The 17,594-nt window shown below is 34.9% G+C and carries 25 protein-coding genes; 9 read left to right on the forward strand and 16 right to left on the reverse strand.

Going from position 1 to position 17,594, the window contains the following annotated elements; all coding sequences use genetic code 11:
- The first annotated feature begins 17 nt into the window (after nucleotides 1-17).
- Entirely contained in the window at nucleotides 18-365 is a 348-nt protein-coding gene (locus DCO56_RS11890) for a winged helix-turn-helix transcriptional regulator (RefSeq protein WP_108633994.1), read from the forward strand.
- 291 nt (nucleotides 366-656) lie between these two features.
- On the forward strand, nucleotides 657-1,151 hold the full coding sequence (locus tag DCO56_RS11900; RefSeq protein ID WP_146191040.1) for a hypothetical protein: 495 nt from the start codon (nucleotides 657-659) through the stop codon (nucleotides 1,149-1,151).
- Nucleotides 1,152-1,168: 17 nt separating this feature from the next.
- Here DCO56_RS11900 and DCO56_RS11905 read toward each other — a convergent pair whose 3' ends face one another.
- On the reverse strand, nucleotides 1,169-1,390 hold the full coding sequence (locus DCO56_RS11905) for a hypothetical protein (protein WP_108633997.1): 222 nt from the start codon (nucleotides 1,388-1,390) through the stop codon (nucleotides 1,169-1,171).
- A 390-nt stretch (nucleotides 1,391-1,780) separates the two neighbouring features.
- Here DCO56_RS11905 and DCO56_RS11915 point away from each other — a divergent pair, with 390 nt between their 5' ends.
- Nucleotides 1,781-2,740: an Rpn family recombination-promoting nuclease/putative transposase gene (locus DCO56_RS11915; protein WP_108633999.1), complete on the forward strand. Its 960-nt coding sequence runs from the start codon at nucleotides 1,781-1,783 to the stop codon at nucleotides 2,738-2,740.
- 170 nt (nucleotides 2,741-2,910) lie between these two features.
- Here DCO56_RS11915 and DCO56_RS11920 read toward each other — a convergent pair whose 3' ends face one another.
- The 8 genes from DCO56_RS11920 to DCO56_RS11965 form a co-directional block, all read right to left on the reverse strand.
- Nucleotides 2,911-3,093 (reverse strand): hypothetical protein, encoded by a 183-nt coding sequence (locus DCO56_RS11920; RefSeq protein WP_108634000.1) that lies wholly within the window; start codon nucleotides 3,091-3,093, stop codon nucleotides 2,911-2,913.
- A 1,153-nt stretch (nucleotides 3,094-4,246) separates the two neighbouring features.
- Entirely contained in the window at nucleotides 4,247-4,594 is a 348-nt protein-coding gene (locus DCO56_RS11930) for an immunity protein YezG family protein (RefSeq protein ID WP_108634002.1), read from the reverse strand.
- A 395-nt stretch (nucleotides 4,595-4,989) separates the two neighbouring features.
- Complete coding sequence (locus DCO56_RS11935; RefSeq protein ID WP_146191041.1) at nucleotides 4,990-5,601, reverse strand: hypothetical protein; 612 nt, start codon at nucleotides 5,599-5,601, stop codon at nucleotides 4,990-4,992.
- Nucleotides 5,588-6,754 carry an immunity 26/phosphotriesterase HocA family protein gene (locus DCO56_RS11940; protein ID WP_108634530.1) on the reverse strand — a complete coding sequence of 389 codons (1,167 nt, stop codon included), beginning with the start codon at nucleotides 6,752-6,754 and terminating at the stop codon, nucleotides 5,588-5,590. The genes DCO56_RS11935 and DCO56_RS11940 overlap by 14 nt, the downstream gene beginning before the upstream one ends.
- A gap of 240 nt (nucleotides 6,755-6,994) precedes the next feature.
- Nucleotides 6,995-7,672: an SMI1/KNR4 family protein gene (locus DCO56_RS11945; RefSeq protein WP_108634004.1), complete on the reverse strand. Its 678-nt coding sequence runs from the start codon at nucleotides 7,670-7,672 to the stop codon at nucleotides 6,995-6,997.
- Between the two features lie 79 nt (nucleotides 7,673-7,751).
- Entirely contained in the window at nucleotides 7,752-8,303 is a 552-nt protein-coding gene (locus DCO56_RS11950; protein WP_108634005.1) for a hypothetical protein, read from the reverse strand.
- Nucleotides 8,304-8,456: 153 nt separating this feature from the next.
- A complete protein-coding gene (locus tag DCO56_RS11955; protein ID WP_108634006.1) occupies nucleotides 8,457-8,843 on the reverse strand; it encodes a hypothetical protein in 387 nt (128 codons plus the stop codon).
- Nucleotides 8,844-9,139: 296 nt separating this feature from the next.
- Complete coding sequence (locus tag DCO56_RS11965; RefSeq protein WP_108634007.1) at nucleotides 9,140-9,721, reverse strand: Crp/Fnr family transcriptional regulator; 582 nt, start codon at nucleotides 9,719-9,721, stop codon at nucleotides 9,140-9,142.
- 158 nt (nucleotides 9,722-9,879) lie between these two features.
- Between DCO56_RS11965 and DCO56_RS11970 the strand changes: the two genes are divergently transcribed.
- Nucleotides 9,880-10,308: a DUF3592 domain-containing protein gene (locus DCO56_RS11970; RefSeq protein ID WP_108634008.1), complete on the forward strand. Its 429-nt coding sequence runs from the start codon at nucleotides 9,880-9,882 to the stop codon at nucleotides 10,306-10,308.
- A 519-nt stretch (nucleotides 10,309-10,827) separates the two neighbouring features.
- On the opposite strand, the gene DCO56_RS11975 is transcribed toward DCO56_RS11970, so the two are convergent.
- Nucleotides 10,828-11,346 (reverse strand): hypothetical protein, encoded by a 519-nt coding sequence (locus tag DCO56_RS11975; RefSeq protein ID WP_108634009.1) that lies wholly within the window; start codon nucleotides 11,344-11,346, stop codon nucleotides 10,828-10,830.
- A complete protein-coding gene (locus tag DCO56_RS11980; RefSeq protein ID WP_146191042.1) occupies nucleotides 11,333-11,920 on the reverse strand; it encodes a hypothetical protein in 588 nt (195 codons plus the stop codon). Before DCO56_RS11980 ends, DCO56_RS11975 begins: the two co-directional genes overlap by 14 nt.
- A gap of 126 nt (nucleotides 11,921-12,046) precedes the next feature.
- Here DCO56_RS11980 and DCO56_RS11985 point away from each other — a divergent pair, with 126 nt between their 5' ends.
- Nucleotides 12,047-12,514 (forward strand): HAD domain-containing protein, encoded by a 468-nt coding sequence (locus DCO56_RS11985; protein WP_108634011.1) that lies wholly within the window; start codon nucleotides 12,047-12,049, stop codon nucleotides 12,512-12,514.
- A gap of 34 nt (nucleotides 12,515-12,548) precedes the next feature.
- On the opposite strand, the gene DCO56_RS11990 is transcribed toward DCO56_RS11985, so the two are convergent.
- From DCO56_RS11990 to DCO56_RS12015, 5 genes are all read right to left on the reverse strand, one after another.
- Nucleotides 12,549-12,974 (reverse strand): hypothetical protein, encoded by a 426-nt coding sequence (locus tag DCO56_RS11990; protein ID WP_108634012.1) that lies wholly within the window; start codon nucleotides 12,972-12,974, stop codon nucleotides 12,549-12,551.
- 13 nt (nucleotides 12,975-12,987) lie between these two features.
- On the reverse strand, nucleotides 12,988-13,734 hold the full coding sequence (locus tag DCO56_RS11995; RefSeq protein WP_108634013.1) for a metallophosphoesterase: 747 nt from the start codon (nucleotides 13,732-13,734) through the stop codon (nucleotides 12,988-12,990).
- 20 nt (nucleotides 13,735-13,754) lie between these two features.
- A complete protein-coding gene (locus tag DCO56_RS12000) occupies nucleotides 13,755-14,099 on the reverse strand; it encodes a hypothetical protein (RefSeq protein ID WP_108634014.1) in 345 nt (114 codons plus the stop codon).
- 352 nt (nucleotides 14,100-14,451) lie between these two features.
- On the reverse strand, nucleotides 14,452-15,222 hold the full coding sequence (locus tag DCO56_RS12010) for a tRNA(His) guanylyltransferase Thg1 family protein (RefSeq protein ID WP_108634016.1): 771 nt from the start codon (nucleotides 15,220-15,222) through the stop codon (nucleotides 14,452-14,454).
- On the reverse strand, nucleotides 15,212-15,658 hold the full coding sequence (locus tag DCO56_RS12015) for an AAA family ATPase (RefSeq protein ID WP_108634017.1): 447 nt from the start codon (nucleotides 15,656-15,658) through the stop codon (nucleotides 15,212-15,214). Before DCO56_RS12015 ends, DCO56_RS12010 begins: the two co-directional genes overlap by 11 nt.
- Nucleotides 15,659-15,841: 183 nt before the next feature.
- Here DCO56_RS12015 and DCO56_RS12020 point away from each other — a divergent pair, with 183 nt between their 5' ends.
- The 4 genes from DCO56_RS12020 to DCO56_RS29550 form a co-directional block, all read left to right on the forward strand.
- Nucleotides 15,842-16,237, forward strand: a complete 396-nt coding sequence (locus tag DCO56_RS12020) for a DUF6896 domain-containing protein (RefSeq protein WP_108634018.1) — start codon at nucleotides 15,842-15,844, stop codon at nucleotides 16,235-16,237.
- A gap of 37 nt (nucleotides 16,238-16,274) precedes the next feature.
- Nucleotides 16,275-16,661, forward strand: a complete 387-nt coding sequence (locus DCO56_RS12025; RefSeq protein ID WP_108634019.1) for a DUF7674 family protein — start codon at nucleotides 16,275-16,277, stop codon at nucleotides 16,659-16,661.
- Between the two features lie 81 nt (nucleotides 16,662-16,742).
- A complete protein-coding gene (locus DCO56_RS12030) occupies nucleotides 16,743-17,243 on the forward strand; it encodes a hypothetical protein (RefSeq protein WP_108634020.1) in 501 nt (166 codons plus the stop codon).
- A gap of 25 nt (nucleotides 17,244-17,268) precedes the next feature.
- Nucleotides 17,269-17,594: hypothetical protein (locus DCO56_RS29550; protein ID WP_219929377.1), on the forward strand; the 326-nt coding region annotated here is incomplete at its 3' end.

A 17,594-nucleotide genomic window follows, 5' to 3' on the forward strand; every position in this document is an offset into this window, starting at 1 on the left:
AGGAAAGTAACTATCTGATGGGCAATAAAAAACATGATATTGATAAAGAAACTATACTGGCATTAAAAGATGGCATTGAACTGCTCAGTGGCAAATGGAAATTTTGTATCCTGCGCAATTTGCAGGACCAGGGTACAATGCCGTTTAAAGATCTGCAAGAAATGGCTCAGGGAATATCCCCAAAAGTTCTATCCAAAGAACTTCAGGAGCTGGAGGATAATTTGCTGATTAGCAGAACGGTCTATAATACCAGGCCTGTGACCGTTTCTTATGCCCTTACGGCACATGCTAAAGAAACGGAGGAAGTTGTCAATGCTTTAATTGAATTTGGACTGAAGCATAGATATAAAATTAAAGCAAAATGAGGTTTCTATTTTAATAGCTCATTTTTTGATTTTAGACCTTATAGGATGGAGTATATACACGATTCCTGTGAGTTATTGCAATGCCATTCCGGCAGTTAACCGCTAGATCTTAGCGTATTCAACTTTAATGAACTTAATTGATAATTATTAATTTGAAAAAGGGGCACTTGTAGGATCAGCATTTTAAGAATTTCCATTTCAAATACAATAAAGAAAGGACTACAAAATTCTTTAATCGCCATTTTGCAGCTTACAAGTCTTAAGAATATAGTTAAAGAACGAAAGTAAAAAATGAAAAATATCGAGATGTTTAAATTCTTCCGAGCTATAATTTTGTTGCTGATTTTAAACAGCTTCTTTTTTTCTTGTGATTTCATTGCTGCCGGTAGTAATCTAATGGCAGAAAGGTACAAATTTGAGGTTTCAAAAGATTCACTGATGCACAGGATTATATTGTTTAACGTCTCGCAAGACTCAGAATCGCAAGATTATATATTCAAAATTGATAAAAATAGTCCATATTTTTATAGGGGGTATATCTATGATAATAAGAATAGCGAAAGCTATTTAGTGTTAATTCCAACTCCGTCTGAATCAGACACTGAATTATTACTGATTTCTATTACAGATCGTGAAGGTCAAGTGATTGGAATCAATCATGAGCCTGAAAATAAAGAAGAAATTAAAGTAAGAAAAACGGTTATAAAAAACTTTGAAGATCGAATTTTAAATAATCTAAATTTGAAATACGTTCGTTTAGGAAACGCTATGAATAAAAACTATTAGCTCAATAATAATTTAAGTCAGTTTATAAGGTTATAAACTGCCGAAGACAGCTTACAACGCAGAAAGGCATTTTCAGGCTTCGTCTGTATACCGTGATAACGACTCTCATCTTCCCGAACTACAAAACCTTTTTTATTTGATTTTCCGATATTTTTTTTGCTTCGAGGCTTCAAAACCTGAGCTGAGGAAAGTAAAGGAATTCCCAGCAATATTGTCGAGATAAATTTTTGTCTTTTCATAATGTGATAGATTTATATGGTTGATTTGTGGATTATTTTTTATTAAATAAAGTAAAATAAATGAGCTATCAAAAAAATATACAGATGTGATACATAGACATCTATTTGAAAATGAACGTTGCGGAGTGGGCCAGGTGCTGATACATATTCGTAATTCTAAAATTTTTACATGAATTTAAAGCTTACTTGTAATTATAAGATCTATTTAATCCTTTTTAATGGCAACAATACGGATGATTTCCAGCAGTATACTGACGGGCAGATTTACCTTCCGCGATCTGCTCATCTGAATCTCCAAGGTCAACTTTCACTTTTAGTTTTTTTACTAATTATTTTAGCTTTTGTTGATTTGATGTTGTATATTTGATCGAAAACCAATTAATAAATATTATGGCTAGATCAAAAAAACACTTGGGTAGATATGTAGATCCACGTACCGATTTCGGTTGGAAATTTTACTTTGGTAGAGAGGACAACAAAATCTTACTAATTGAGTTTCTCAATAGTCTATTTCATGGAGAGAAGATAATTTCGGATCTAAGATATAAACCTGTAGAACAAGATGGCGATTATGAGGAAATGCGTCGAGTTGTATTTGATTTACATTGTATCGGCAGCGATGGTGAGGTTTTCATCATTGAAATGCAGCAGCTCTTTCAAGAATTTTTTAAGGACCGCGCAGTGTATTATACCTCACGTCTCATCAATAAACAATTAGCACGAGGTAAGAAGGGGAGTGATTATTACCTGCCGGAGGTTTACTTTATCGGTATTTTGGAGTTTGACATGGACAGAAATGGAAGTTCTGAAATATCCCGTGTCACAGAGCGTCCTTATTTTTATGATGTGGCGCTCTGTGACAAATTGACCAAAGAAATATTCTATGATAAATTGGGGTATAAGATGATTTCGCTTCCCTTGTTTAATAAACAGCCAGAAGAATTAGAGACAGTTATGGATCAGTGGTTGTACTTACTTAAACACTTGAGTACCATGGATAGGTTGCCATCATTTTTGGATAAAAGAATATTTGGTCTTATCTTTGAGATAGGAGAGATAGGTAAATTAACGGAGGAGGAACTAATGTCATACGAAGCAAGTTTAAAACATAAGCGCGATGCCGAGAGTGTGTTCAATTCGGCCAAGAAATCCGGAGAAGCTTTAGGCCATGCTAAAGGTCTAGCGGAGGGTAAAGCGGAAGGTAAAGCGGAAGGTCTAGCAGAAGGTCTAGCGGAAGGGGAACGCAAAAAAGCTCTTGAGACTGCTAAAGCATTTAAGGAAATGGGATTACCTATAGCTGATATTGCTAAAGGCACAGGGCTTTCAGTCGAAGAGATCGAAAAACTCTAAGTTTCACTATTGTTGGACTGTCCCACTAAGTGTATAAATAAATTACGGAGTTCAGCTATGTTCCTTATAATTGGACTCTGTTTCCATATAAGGTTAAGAACTGATTTAGGATAATATATTGGTATTAAACTGATAATTCCCTGTGATGAGTACACACGATACAAGTATTATCAACCAATCAATGCTGGCCAGAATATGGAGATTACCTTCCTATTTCTTTGCGCCTGTAAGTATCCTGAATAAATAAGTCCGGCAACTTGCGATCCAAAAATAATCAAGTTAAAATCTAAACTCCCCGTAAAATACCTCAGCCAATCACCGTCTGTGAATGTTGCATATAATGTCAAAGCCATAAAACAGAGATGTACAAATAGGGGAGCGTTATCGCAGCGGAGGAAGTGCATTCTTCAGGTGTATTGTCTGTTGTATGTGGAGGTTTATTCCTATGGCTTAAGACACCTGAATCACCAGGCATTACCTTCTGAAATTAGATTTAAAGGAAGAACGACTACGGATTGAATAATTGAATAGGGATTAAAAAACAGATGTTATGTTATGTAATATCTGTTTTTTTTCTTATGTACTGAAAAGGCGAATTTTGCTCGTGTTTTTTTTGGTTATGGAAACTGCAATTTCGCTGTTTGCTTAGAATACCACAAATTTAATTATATTTATGATTGATTATCGATATAAAAAAATTCAAGTTAAAATGATATCAACAGAACAAAATAATAATGGATTTTTTCAACCATATTAAAACAGTGATAAGTATCATTTTGGGCTTAAGCATAGGAAGCCTTCTTAATGGTACAGTAAAATTTATTCAACATCCGGGGAGAACGAAGCCATATTGGATACACTTGTTATGGGTATTGTATTTATTTATTCAGATGATTCATTTTTGGTGGTGGGAGTACAATTTGAGGGACGTAAGAGTTTGGACCTTCACCGAATATATTTTAGTGATTACCTATATATTGATGTACTTTACACTTTGTCAGTTGTTGTATCCATCAGATGTCAGAGACTATTCAGAAAGTTATAAAAATTATTTTTTTTCAAGGAAGAAGTGGATTTTTCTTGGATTAATTATAATTTATGCGGCAGATATTTTAGATACTCTACTAAAAGGACAAGTTTATCTTGAAAATTTGATGCCTATATATGGTGTAAAAATGATAAGCCATATTTCATTATGTTTAATACTCGCTTTTTCAAAAAGTAAAAACTCAATCTGGTATGCTCTAATGATTATATTTTTTATTGTTTTCGAACTATATTTCATTTCGAGCAAATATTATATTGACTAGATCATTAATATCTTGCTATTTAGCAATGTTTTTCAAGATTGCAACTATGAACCGCTAGCGTATTCGGGCAGAATCATTTTCCAGAAATTTTAAGCTAACTCCCGTCGGATAAGAAGGGAACCAGTGCGTATTATGATGCTTTAGAAAACCTTTTAAGATTTGATCCAGAAGACTATTTGAAACCCTTTATACTATTCTATTCTTTTGATAATCTTACTATTTCATCGTGCAGTTCCTGATCCCAGATAAATTCCATATTAAATTTGCCTTGTGCATTTAGATTAAAAATGGCTTTATTCCATTTATTACTATCTCCTTCTGTCGTAATATCGTGTAATTCTCTGATCCAATTTCGAATATCTCTAGAAATATTTCTTACAGATATGTTTTTTACCTCGTTATTATCCGTTATATATTCTCCATTGTAGCTTACCACACCTGTTCCTACAACTTCGATATTTAATTTTGCCTCACTCCAACTTTCACCCTCTATAGCATTTACTATGCTTTGTCCAATGTTTATATAAATCTCATCTACTGTCATAATATTTTAAATTTATTATTAGGGAAAGTTTTTATATATTCTTTACCATCTATTTTATAAAAAACTTCAATTTCAGAGGGTCTTTTACTTACGCCCTCATCACCCTCATCAAATCCTTTTGTTCCATCTTTTAAAGTTACGGATTTTGCTTGTTGATATTCATTTCTGCCAATTTTTCCTAGTTCCCGTAACCAACCTTTCTTTCAAACCCATACTTTAGAATTAGGCCTGGGTATTCACCTTGCCCAATTGAAAAGTAGCATGCCATGATAGTAACCACGACCAATTCCAGTTTTCCAATAGCTGCCAATGTTGTCATCGGCACCAATATCTTTAGCGATATAGGAGCGAGCTATGTAGATTTCCTTGGCGGTCGCTCTACTAGCTGTCCTCCCTCAATCTTTAATAATGGCATCTATCTTAAAGGTTTTCTGTCCTCTGTCTAGCATAACGGAATTAATTCTATTTGCGAAAAAGTCCTTAATTAATTCCCAGTCACTTATATTCATGCTACCATTCCCGTTTTTGTCTAGGTGGTCAATAATATTTAAAGTACCAATAACTTCAAAATTGTCTCGAAACTTCATAAAGTCTTTTCGGACAATTAAAAATCCGTAAGAACCTAAAAAGTACGGCCGAGTCTCAGGATGAATTGACCACATCTTGTTAAGTTCATTGTCAGAATATTTGAAGTAGTCACACTTTCTATTTCCTATTCCAAAGAATTCGATAATATTAATGTTTGAAGTCGTAGGCTTGTCGAAACTGTCGTAGGTCAATGCCGAGAAAATAAAATATTGTGGGCTTCTCTCTTTGGAAGTATTCGTACAAAGCAACATTTTAAATCTATTGTCAGCGGCTTTGAATGTTAACAAGTCTCCTTGATTAATATCTGTTATTTTTGCCATAGAATGGTTTGTCTCTGCATTGCAGGTAACAACTGTTTTTGTGAAATTAATATATAAAAAGTTACTAGATTTTGCCAAGCCGATGTTATCTGCTGGCAATTTTTAGGTTATCTTCATAAGTTTTGTCGGCATCAAGACCAAAAGCTTTAAAGATGTCTTTTTTGATTTCGTTATTTGCCGGATTTCTCAAATCTAATTTTCTGTCATATCTTTCGTCCTCACATTCCCAATACGGCAAGTTAGATTTTGTTTCAATACATTTTTGGAGTGTATCAGTACTTAATGCATATCCTGTACTTTCTTTTCGGTATGGATTTTCCTCATATCCCAAATAAAGAGTTTTATCATCATAACGTAGATATTTATTAAACTTCGAAATATCAATTTCTTTGTAAATAAATCCGTATTGAAGATAAACTTTATGATAATTGTCACTGTTTATGCTTTGGCTGTAGGATATAAGCATATCATATTCATCATTTTCAAGTGGTTTATGACCAATAATAGGATTTTCGCCATAGAAAAAATGATTGTCCATAATTACCTGCGACGGTAGTGCCATTGTTTCAGAAAGTTCTTTCAAATCTACATTCAAGTCGTTGCTTATTTTGTGATAAACTTTTACAATGAGCGATTTTCCCATCAAATTGGTTAATCCATAGTGTTCATCTCTTTGGAAATTATTTGCCTTGATTGTTTTTTGAACATCAATTAAAATTCTTCCAAATCCCCATTGTCTTCTGCCAATTTTAAATGCAAAAAAATCACCTTCCTTATACTTATAGTGTTTTCTTTCAGCATTTTTGAAGGTATCTATTTCTTGCAAATCTTTTTCTGAAGTTTCAGCAATCCACTTATTTAACCAAGTTTTTAGGAAACCCAAATCTTTGTCTTTAAAACGTTCTGCATAATATGTGATTTGAGTTGTAAAGCTTGAAATGGTTAGGTAACTATCAGAAAACGCAAAATAGACATCAACTCCTCTAAAAGCTTGTGTGGCGGTAAAATTTAGTTTTTTAGGTTTTCCTTTCTCTGTTTTTGGTAGCAGGATAGTTCTGTTTTCTGCTGTTTTTTCATAAAGATCACGTTCAAAGTAAGACTGTTCTGAAACGGTAATTTCTTTGCGAATGATATCACCATCAAAGTAAACATAGTTGTCAAAAAGTTTCACAAGTTCCCAATTGTTTTCAACTGGTGTAATGCCTAAATATTTTCTTTGTTCGTTCGTTAATTCAAATTGTGGTTTTTCCATTTTTGTGTTTATATCTGTAAGGACGAGAGGTTTGATTTGCTTGCAGATGACGGTTTCGAGCTTTGCGTTAGTGGGCTTTTGAAATCGTAAACTCTCTACCAGCACCAGCTTTTACTAATGGCTCAAATGTTTTTATTTGAACTGTTCGCCCACTAATGTACAAAAATGTCTCATCCAAATCCAATACCAAAAGAGTTTTCTCCATACTATTTTTTACAGTTTCATTTGCTGGATTCTGCTTTAATATCCAAATTCTTTAAAGTTGGCCCGGCCCATTTCTATCCAACCATCCCAATATGACCGACCAGTAGACCCAGCACCGTCTGGATCGATTGCATAAAAATCAGCGATTACTTCAAAATGTTTTCTTGTATTAGTTTCGTTTAGGAAATGAGTTAAGCATGCCAACATCTTGTTGAATGACGAAAAGATAATTTCGCTCAATCCCTCAAGCTCGCCATCATATTCGTGGTCATACACTCTGATCGGATAATCATTTTTTTCGACGGAGCCTCTCGTATCAAATACCAGTGGTCCAGCATCATTGCCTTCACTCGCAAACGGAATCAGGCCAAGGGGGATAAGTTGTTCAGCGATGTACGAGTCAAGATTGGATATTATTTCCGCTAGCGGTTGGGCAGGCAAGGAGTGAGGAAGTCTGGCTATTGAACAGTCACACTCAGCAAAGAAATAACGCTTATGCCATTCAATAAAGCTAACAGGCAACGAAGCACCAAATTCTAATTCGAGCTTTTTATAATCATCATCAGTCAATGATCCGGGGATAGGTTTCCATTCATACCAGCCATCTTCGTTTACCTCGGATGCCATCATTTCTTTTGGAACATCTTCTGTGTAAACGGAACTTACATCTCTGGTCAAATACGCATTAAAAAATTGTTCGATCTTGTCGGTCATGTGCAGTCAGTTTTATCGTTTTAAAAGTATCACTTTGCATCTAAATATATAAAAATACTTTTTGGATTGGTGGAAAAATTTAGCTCGAACCATCTAAGAGCTCAAAAGTAATCTCTCCAGTATGATGCTCCCTTAATTGGTCAATTAATGGGATACAAGACTTATCATAAGCGATATGTGTTAGGTTTTTAAAAGTTAATATTTCAATTAAAAGATTTGGAATATCAATAATATGAGCATTTTTAAGAACCAGTGTTTTTAGGTTTTGTATTCTAAGGTTGGTCAAACCACTTAAATCAAAATGATCCAAGTACAAAAAGCTCAGATTCTCGAGATCATTTATCCACAATGGAATCTCATAAGGACGATTTTCTTTTACTCTTATGCTACTATAATCACCTGTTAAACACAGCTTTTCAAGCTGGTAGAGGTTTTTTACGTGTTCATTTGGCAAGGTATTTTTGTCAAACCTAGCAGTTGTATATAAGGCAAAGGGAATACTACAAATTCCTAATAAGACCGTGTCCCCTTGGAAAAATAGTACTGATCCATTTTTCTCATCACCCCAGTTTACACGAAGAAAACCGCTTCCTTTTATGATACTCCTTCCTTCATTGTTATCCTTTTCCATGATGATTAAATATGGTATCTTACAATCGCCAGGTCACAGTTTAATTTCTCCTGCAACTCAACTATAAATTTAGGTCTCAATTCAGGCCAGTTCCAAAATGTAAATCCAAGATTGCTGAACCCCCACTGTGGTTCAAAAACATATTGCTGGATATCACTTTCGGTGGCGCATCGGACACAACAAATTATCGGTAAAACCCTGGTACCAGGAATCTAGATCCCATTCATTGTCTACAATATTTTCCGTACAACTGGGGCATATGATACGATCGATGCCATTTTGGCCGGTATCAAATACAGTGCGCTCACTTGTTATTTCCAGACCATTTATATCAAGTTGGTATGGAAGGAACTGAGGTTCCGACACAATGTATTGAGCACCATCAGAAATTGCATATCCAAGGTTACCGAGTATGCAATCCGATAATTCAGCTTTGACGATATCTTTCGAGACTAAGCACTTTAAAATATCATTTACAACAACTTCATCAAAAGCGTACCTGGACACTTTAGGCACAAGCGAAATAGTATAGTCACTCATAGACTAAAAATAAAGAATAATTGGAACAATGTTCTAAGGGTTTTATACAAATTTTTCTCCAAATAGCTGGATTAGTTCGGAAACAAAGCATTCGGAACCTACGAATTTGCCTTTTGATAATGTTTGTAATGCCTATTCTTACTTAAGTGTCCATTTTATTGTTGCAATTCCAGGCATTGGGTGGTATCTCAAGATTTACATTTCAGATGGATAATCCAGGACTGAGCAATGACGATATATTCAGAGCTATTGAATTAATCGGAACAAAAGTAATTCCTTTTGTAAATCAATCCCGATTATTTTTTGACTGCCCGGGACCTGATTCTGCTCAGCGTTTCTTTTGTAATGCCTAGATAAGATGCAATCAGCTGCTGTGTAAATCGCTGTGTAAATTCAGGATAGCTATCAATAAGCATATTGTAGCGTTCTTCTGCCGTCATACTTAGGGCAGCATTGATTCTTTTTTGGCTTGCATAGGAATAATTTTCGTCCAACCGCCGTGTAAGTTCATTCATGATTGGAAGGGAAAATACCTCCTCTGCGGCGTTCTTGGTCAAGATAAGCAAATCAGTATCTACACAAGCTTCTATATTGAAGGCGGAGGGTGTGATTTTTGCAAAACTTTCACGATCACCTACCCACCAGCCTTCAATATAAAGGCTCATGATGTGCTCGGTGCCTTTAGCGTCTATACTGTATTTTTTCATAGCACCTTTAACAAGAAATCCCATGTAATTACTTATTTCACCTTCCTGCAAAAATGCCTGACGTTTTTTGATTTTACGGTGGACAAAATTATTTTTTAGGATCTCAATTTCATCTAAGGCTAGGGGTCTGGAGACCCGCGAATTGATATAGTTGATTAAAGTATCGTGCATTAGTCATTGTTTTACCTGACACAAAAGTAAATATACCTTCTTTTATTTTTTTATGAAATTTTATTTGTGTGGAGTCTTCGGCTTTGATTGACTTTTCGAAAATTGTTTATATTCGTTAATGTTTATTTATCAATTAGATATAATAAAATAATTAAAAAGTGGAACAAATTAAAAATAAACCTATGTGGCAATATTATATAATCCTGGGAATAGGTATAGTGTTCCTTTTACTGGCAATATTTAGCTTCCGCAATACAATGGTATTTCTAAAAAATGGAGAAAAAACTATTGCAACTGTTATTGACCTTCACAGGTACGAATCAGAAGGCGAAGTATTTGCGCCGATCTTCACTTTTCGTACTAAAGATGATCAGTTAATTACTTACGAATTAGCCGAAGGAAACGATCCGCCAACCTGGGAAATAGGGGAGACAACAATTGTCATCTATGATCCTGCCGATCCGTCGAAAGTAGTTTTGTATAGTTACTTCAGAGTATTTATATGGACATTGCTTCTGCTATCAATAGCACTTCCATTATTAGTTATTGGGGGCGGGTATTTTATCGCAGCAAGATTTATTCTTTAATACCCAAACTATTCCGATAGCTTTATTTAAGGAAAGTAAACCACTTTCCGTTTAAGCTCTGAAAAATTATAAACTTTTTTCCTATGCCATTTGAAATAATACCATACTAATCGCTTAATAAAGCTTCAACATATTTTGCAAGTGTTTTAAACCTGACGGCGAACCATCCAGCCATATGAGCGTACATAATAAGAATTTGGTAATTTTAATGGTACCAAAAGGGACTTCCTTTAAAAATTAGTAATTCATCACCGAATTCTTTATTTTTAATATTCCAGTTTTTTGGTAAAAGGTCACAAAAATAGAATTATGCATGGATATAAATTTAATCAAAGAGAAATTACGCTTTCTACAGGATAACCCGAATAAATTAAATAAAATTACACCAAAAGAGTTTTTTCTTAATCCTCCTATTCCTGAATCCGAGGTTTTTTATATTGAACGCAATCTAAGGATTAGGTTCCCCGAAAATTATAGAGACTTCATTACCAAAATAGGGAATGGTTGCAGTGGGCCAAATTATGGGCTTTTGTCCTTAGAGGAATCAATGATAGACTTTAAACTTAAAACAAAACCTACTATTGATCTAAACATAACATAGCCAATCAATACGCCGGAAAGAATAACATAAATGCATTGAGCTTGGAAACCGTAGTTGAGATTTAATAAAAAAGGTATTTTCTCAATAAGATCACCGATTAAAATTTCATAGCATATATAATAAGCTTCTAAGATAATCCACACGATTGTAATTCCGATATTTTTATTAAACTGATAATTTCCCGTGATGAGTACACACGATATAAGTATTATCAACCCAATCAATGCTGGCCATAATATGGAGATTACCTTTCTATTTCTTTGCGCCTGTAAGTATCCTGCATAAATAAGTCCTGCAACTTGCAATCCAAAAATAATCAAGTTAAAATCTAAACTCCCCGTAAAATACCTCAGCCAATCACCGTCTGTTAATAATGCATAAAATGTCAAAACTACAAAACAGAGATGCACAAATAGGGGAGCGTTAATTCTCTTCATTATCTATATTACGTTTGTAGAATCTCAATGTTTTTATCGCTTTGAGAAGATCCTCTTCTGTTTGCGCTTTTAGGTTTGCTCCGTAAAGATTAAATCGGACTTTTGAAGAGTCTCCCCATAAGCTACCGATGTATATCCCAGTCGTACCTTTCCCGGATATCCTAGGAAATACGATTTTGGCTCTTCTGTTATCGATGGTATCCCAGGATACATTTTGTTTTCTGTACAGATCGGCATCGAGATCAAAATCCAGTATCGGCATATCTTTTACAGTAATATAGTCCGAAGAGTCTGTTGCGCTTTCCTCCATCATTTGTCTCGTAATGACCTCTATGTTATGCTCTGTCAAACTATTTGAATACATGCCCAGATCAAAGTAAAGCGTATCTATTTTATCTACAGAAATTGCGCCGACATAACTGTCGATTCCATTTTGTTTGACCTGCTGCCATTTATAAGGAACTTCAAGCGTAAATAGACCAAAATCCATTGTCTTTGTGCACGATGGATCTTTGCACCCAACAACGAGGATAGTAAGGGCAGAAATGTGGGATAGTTTTATGAACTGTTTCATACTATGGCTTGTGTTTTGAATCTACGAAATTCGGCTGGACTATCAATCTATGGCTAATATTTTTTATTATTAAATCGCAAACGGGTGGAGTAGAAGTGCCAAATTAATTAATTAGCTTAGTGCCCTATGATTTTCTTTTTAGATATAGACGGTGTTATGGTACATGCCAATCCATATAGGCATGTAGAGCAGGCAGCCGATGGCTTCTATGTATTCAGTCGTGCCGCTGTAGAGACATTTAATACTATATTCATTGCAAAAGAAGATCAGTTGATTCTCTCCACCTCACATCGTTTTAGATATAGCATAGTAGAATGGAAAAAGATATTTCTTGATAGGGATATTCGAATAGATTCGCTTAGTTTGTTGGATAATGTTAAACAACACTTAAATCATCGCTTTACTCGGAAAGATCAGGTATTGGGTCAGATTGTGCGTCAAGGTCTGCAAACTGAAGAAATAATCATTATAGACGATGACAAATCATTAAATGGTTTACCGCAAGCATTAAAGTCAAGGTTAGTATTGACATCTTCTTATATCGGATTGACTGAAAAGGATCTTCCCAAATTGAAGACCATACTCAATAGGTAATTTCCCATTAATAGTTGTCGCATTGATTATATAGTCAATCAGATAAAAACTGGAAGGTAGGATAATCTTTCAATTTGATAAAATCAAATCTGTAGTAACAATTCCAATAGCTTACTATTCTACTTCGAATTGCCCTTTCGTATGATATGTTTTCAGTAAAGAAGTCATTTATCCAAAGTTTTTGCTGTGAGGTGATCTGTGCGATAATGGTCAAATGGATTTCCATAACATATTCTCCCAATAGCTGAACAAAGTATGGTACGCTTTCTAAAGGAAAGAGTCTCATTAATCTTGCTATAGCTACCTCACGAATATGTCCATCATGATGACGGGTCATGAGACTTAGTTTCTCAAAATCCTTCATTGTTTCAACGTCGTTTTTCGTTGCGGATTTATATATCCGATATGGAAATTGATTAACTTTTCCCTGCCATAGGACTTCGATTTGTTCCATTCTCATTGTTGTTTTTTATTTATATCTCTATAATAAGATTATTATTAAATCCGTTATAAGCTTCATTAATATAACCATGCGGATTGCATATAATTTCGGTGCTGCCGATTTTATAGTTTACAGGAGTATGTACATGGCCATGGATCCAATAGGAGGGTTGATACTTTACGATAAAATCTTCCATATCCGAGACGTAGGCGGCGCTGATCGGATCATCCAAATATTTCGTTGGCAGAGATTGAATGCTCGGCGCATGGTGTGTTACTACGATATCATGTTTCGCTTGGCTGGTGCTAAGACTTTTCTCGAGCCATTGTCTGGAAGTTTGATGGATCTTAAACGTATCAATACTTCTCAACTTAGCATAATTGTCACCTAATCTGATCTTCTTATAATCATTCATTCGGTTTTGGCATAGGGATCCATATACTGCAGGATTGCCGTTTAAGGAAAAATCAGTCCAGAGTGTGCAGCCATGGAAACAAACGTGGTCTATCTCCAAAGATTCATTTTCCAGCACATGGATATTTGAATTGCTCGCAGCGTCCTGGATCTTAAATAGTGTTTTCGGATAGGCTCCTTTATAATACTCATGATTGCCCAGCACATAGATGATCGGTATATCCAAAGAAAGTGATTTGAGCCAATGAATTCCTTTTACACCTAAGTCAATATCGCCAGCCAATACAAGAACATCAGCTACACGCAGGTTGAAATCGTTGTATCCAAATTCTCTATGGAGATCGCTAACAATATGGATTTTCATTTTAGATTAAGTTAGTCAATTCAATGCCAGTCGTAATAACAGAAACGACATTGTTTTGCGGTGGGTGTCCTTGCCAACTTTCCACAATTAGGACAGTAATTAAAAAATATTTCTGAAATATGATCACGCATAATACGCGTTGCTGTATCTTCATTAAATTTCTCTAGTCCATTATTCAATAAACTTAGTGCATTTTCGTCTTTGGTCAGCCAGCCAACTTTAAAGTAGGCTCTTTTTATTTTATCAATATCTTCATTTTGATCTATTTTTAAAAGTGAATGCGCATGTTTATAAGCAAGCTTTTCTTTTGGGGACATCAAATGAAGGTAATGGTTTATGATGTAATCTTGTTTATCTTTTTCCATAACTATAATGGCTAAGTTTTCTTTTTCCAACTTGAAAAAATACAATTGACAGCTGTTACTAGGGCAGTGAACAACCAAATGATTAATGAGTAAAATAGCACACCTAATGATGCTCCACCTTGAAAATTAACGGGGTCTATATATAGAAAAACATTAATTACAACGCTAATGAAGACAATGAATATCAGTCGAACTGTTTCTCCTTTACCGCCTACTAAAATCCGATAGATAATATAGCAGAACAGCAGTATGTATAATGCATAGACAATTTTAAATTCATGATCTATAGGAAACATAATGGATATTATATACTTTTTTGAAACATGTTCTAATATTGCCTACATATTCTAGTTCATAAGTCTTCATTCTTTTGAATCAGCTCAGCGATATAACGATTATAAGCGTCTCCCATGGGCAGCTCCATGTCCACGGTCAATTGTCTACGGACCACCTCAACTGTTTCATTCGAAAGTGGATTGACACCTGTTGATTTTACATTTTCCCAGTATATCCCGATCCCTCTTTTTTGCCAGTTAGGCAGGTCGTTGAAATTTATACCATACGTATGTAGCAATTCGTTCTTCATCGAAACATTGAGACCTTCAATTTGTTTGGTAGCTTCATTTTTATTAAGCCCATCTCGCCTTAGATTCCAGTAGCAATGTGCATTTAATGCATTCCGATGAGCATCTTCATTCCGCCATCTGAAATAATCCTCCACAAGCAGCGCATTTGGCAATTCGGAGATTCTACAATCGAAAGCAGCGACATCACCCAGCATAGATGAGAATTTGGCACTTGCTTCACCTGCCAAGATAGAAATCAATTTTCTGGTTTTTCGCCCGAATGTATTCTCATGCAAGTGGAATAGCAAAGAGATTTCATCACTTTCTGTAAACCCATATATCATATTAAACCCGCAGCACATGAGGTGCTTGGCGGTTTCGACCATCATATCCCTAAACTTCTCATCAAATGGTGCCTGGAAAGCATGTTTTTCTTTTGTCAGTTTCGTGAAATTCCGACCGTCTATCCGTGCTACGATATACATCCCAGGTAGGACCTGCCTGTCCTGATAAGTCTCATAAATACGTAGTTTCTTATCTAAATCATCAAATTTCATTTTGCCAGTCTTTAATTATAAATCCTTCTTCATTTAATGACACATAATATAATTCGTGAAAACCTTCCTCGAGAGCAGGTATCTGTAACTTCTTATGCGTTCCCCGGATGCCGATATCAGGAATTCTTTCTTTATTTATCCTCATGCTATTTCTTTCCAGCGAGGATTCCAGGCTAGAGCTAAAATAGTAGCCGATAACTTTGTATTTATAAGCTTTAGCTATTTCAATATACTTTGTCCGTTCTACCTTTGTTGGATTTGTATTATCTACTACAAAGGCTTGCTGGGTTTCCAGACACGTTTTGATGAACCTATTTTCCTTATTGCGTGTATTCAGGAGATCCATCGAAATCCGCACATGGCTATTAAAGTGATTTTCTTTGTAGAAAGAGCTCTTTCCGCTAGCCTGGATCCCACAATAAATGATCATTTCCATCTCATAAAAAATAAATCTCTCTCATAGTGAAGCATTAAATAATAGTCTTTTTTAAAGGCCATCTCTTAACTTTGTATGGGATTTGACTAACTACTTGCTGAATTTACAAAAGAGGTTTTAAATAGACAAAATATATAACTCCGTAGCTATAATTTCCATGACTATTTTGTATCTTGATACAAAATGATTAGTCTCATTATAAGGAAAGTATTGAATGATTATGTCGCTTTCATAGATGACTTCAGAAATCAGTTCTCTCCAAATATGGATGAATTTGAACAAAGGAGCAACCGGAATCGTTCGGGACATATTGGTGGATTCAATTACCAGTTTCATGGTGCGGGCTGCCGTTTAGAGAAAGACGCTATTGTATGTGAATTTGATTTTATGCCTACCAATGAATACCCCATTAAGTTTTCGACATGGGAAATGAGGGAATTTATTTTGACCAGTAAAGCATATGGAATAGATAAATTAGAGGAATCGGAATTGCATGAGCTGCTACATCCGTTGGTTGAAGATGGGACTCTTGTCAAATTGGTATTGGGTGGTGTAGTTTGGGAGATATACCAGGTTTAAAGCAAATTCATATGTTTACTTATATTTAAAGCTCCACATGAAGCCATTAGAAGAAATAGATATTTTTATTTTTGATACATTAACAGGTATTTTATTTGATAAAGTATCGGAGTATAAGGAAATGGTTGAAATGGGAGAGGATAGTCGTTTCTCAGATCGTTTGACGTATTCTTTTATGAATGAATTTGCGGTATATCTCGGTGGCCAGATCATAGCTGATCGCACAAGCTCTTTTGTTGAAAGTTCCTTTGATTATATCAATTATATTGGGCAAAGCCACAACTGTGAAATCATCAATATCGTACATGTCGGTATCCTCGAAATATTATACACGGAGGAGGGAGTTGATCGGGAATGGGTCAAGATGAATCTGAGCGAGAAGTTACAGCCTTATTTTGAAGCCTGGTCAAAATATTACAGGTAATTATATTGTAACAAACGAACCAAAAAAATATCTGGTAGAATTACTTTTTCCCATAGTAAGACATTCACTTTTAAAAATATAATGAGAAAAGTAGTATTTAAAGACATAGACGGCAAAACAAAAAAACTTATGCTTTGCCAGACAAAAGGCGGAGTTTATCTTTTTGGATATTACAGCTTACAGGACAGTTCTGCAGATTGGGATCACTTCTTTTGCACTATGGAAGACGCGAGTGAATGTTGCATTGAAGAGTATGCTATTAATGAAGAGGATTGGATAATAATTGCAGACCAACCTATACATTGTCAACAGGACTTTATTATTCCAACAAGGATAAAAGGTAGGGAAGTCGGAAAGCCTGTTTTTGGACATCTACAACGATTTGTTAGAGGACAGTGGGTTGACTATGAAATACCAGAGAAATGTATAAGTTTTGACGGACTTACAGGTGACCAGAGATTATTTACCACCGGACTTGTATTTGAGTATGAGAAGGCTTTAATTGAAGATAAGGCAAAAGCAATAAAAATTTTGAAAGCATTAAACTTTGATAAACCTTCGATTGACATAATTATTGGATAAATAAACATAACGCTAACCAGCACCTATGGAATTAAATGAAATAAAAAATATACAAGATTTCCAGAGATTTCTGTTTCAACAAAAGAATGAAAATTTTGTTCAACCTGATGATTCCAATTATTCAAAAACAATTTGCGGAACAGATTTCAGATCTGAAATTCTGTATGTTCTACCATCGACTGAAACATTGGAAAATATCAGGTTCTATGACAGTCTGAAGTTTATCACCATCAATAACTATAAGATTGATAGTAAAAATCTTGATGCATTAAAAAAGTATAAGGATAATTTAATAAATGTTAGCCATTTACATATTTGGAACATCAAACAAAATGATCTGGATTTAATTTC

The organism is Sphingobacterium athyrii, from assembly GCF_003071065.1.
In the GTDB taxonomy this organism is placed as follows: domain Bacteria; phylum Bacteroidota; class Bacteroidia; order Sphingobacteriales; family Sphingobacteriaceae; genus Sphingobacterium; species Sphingobacterium athyrii.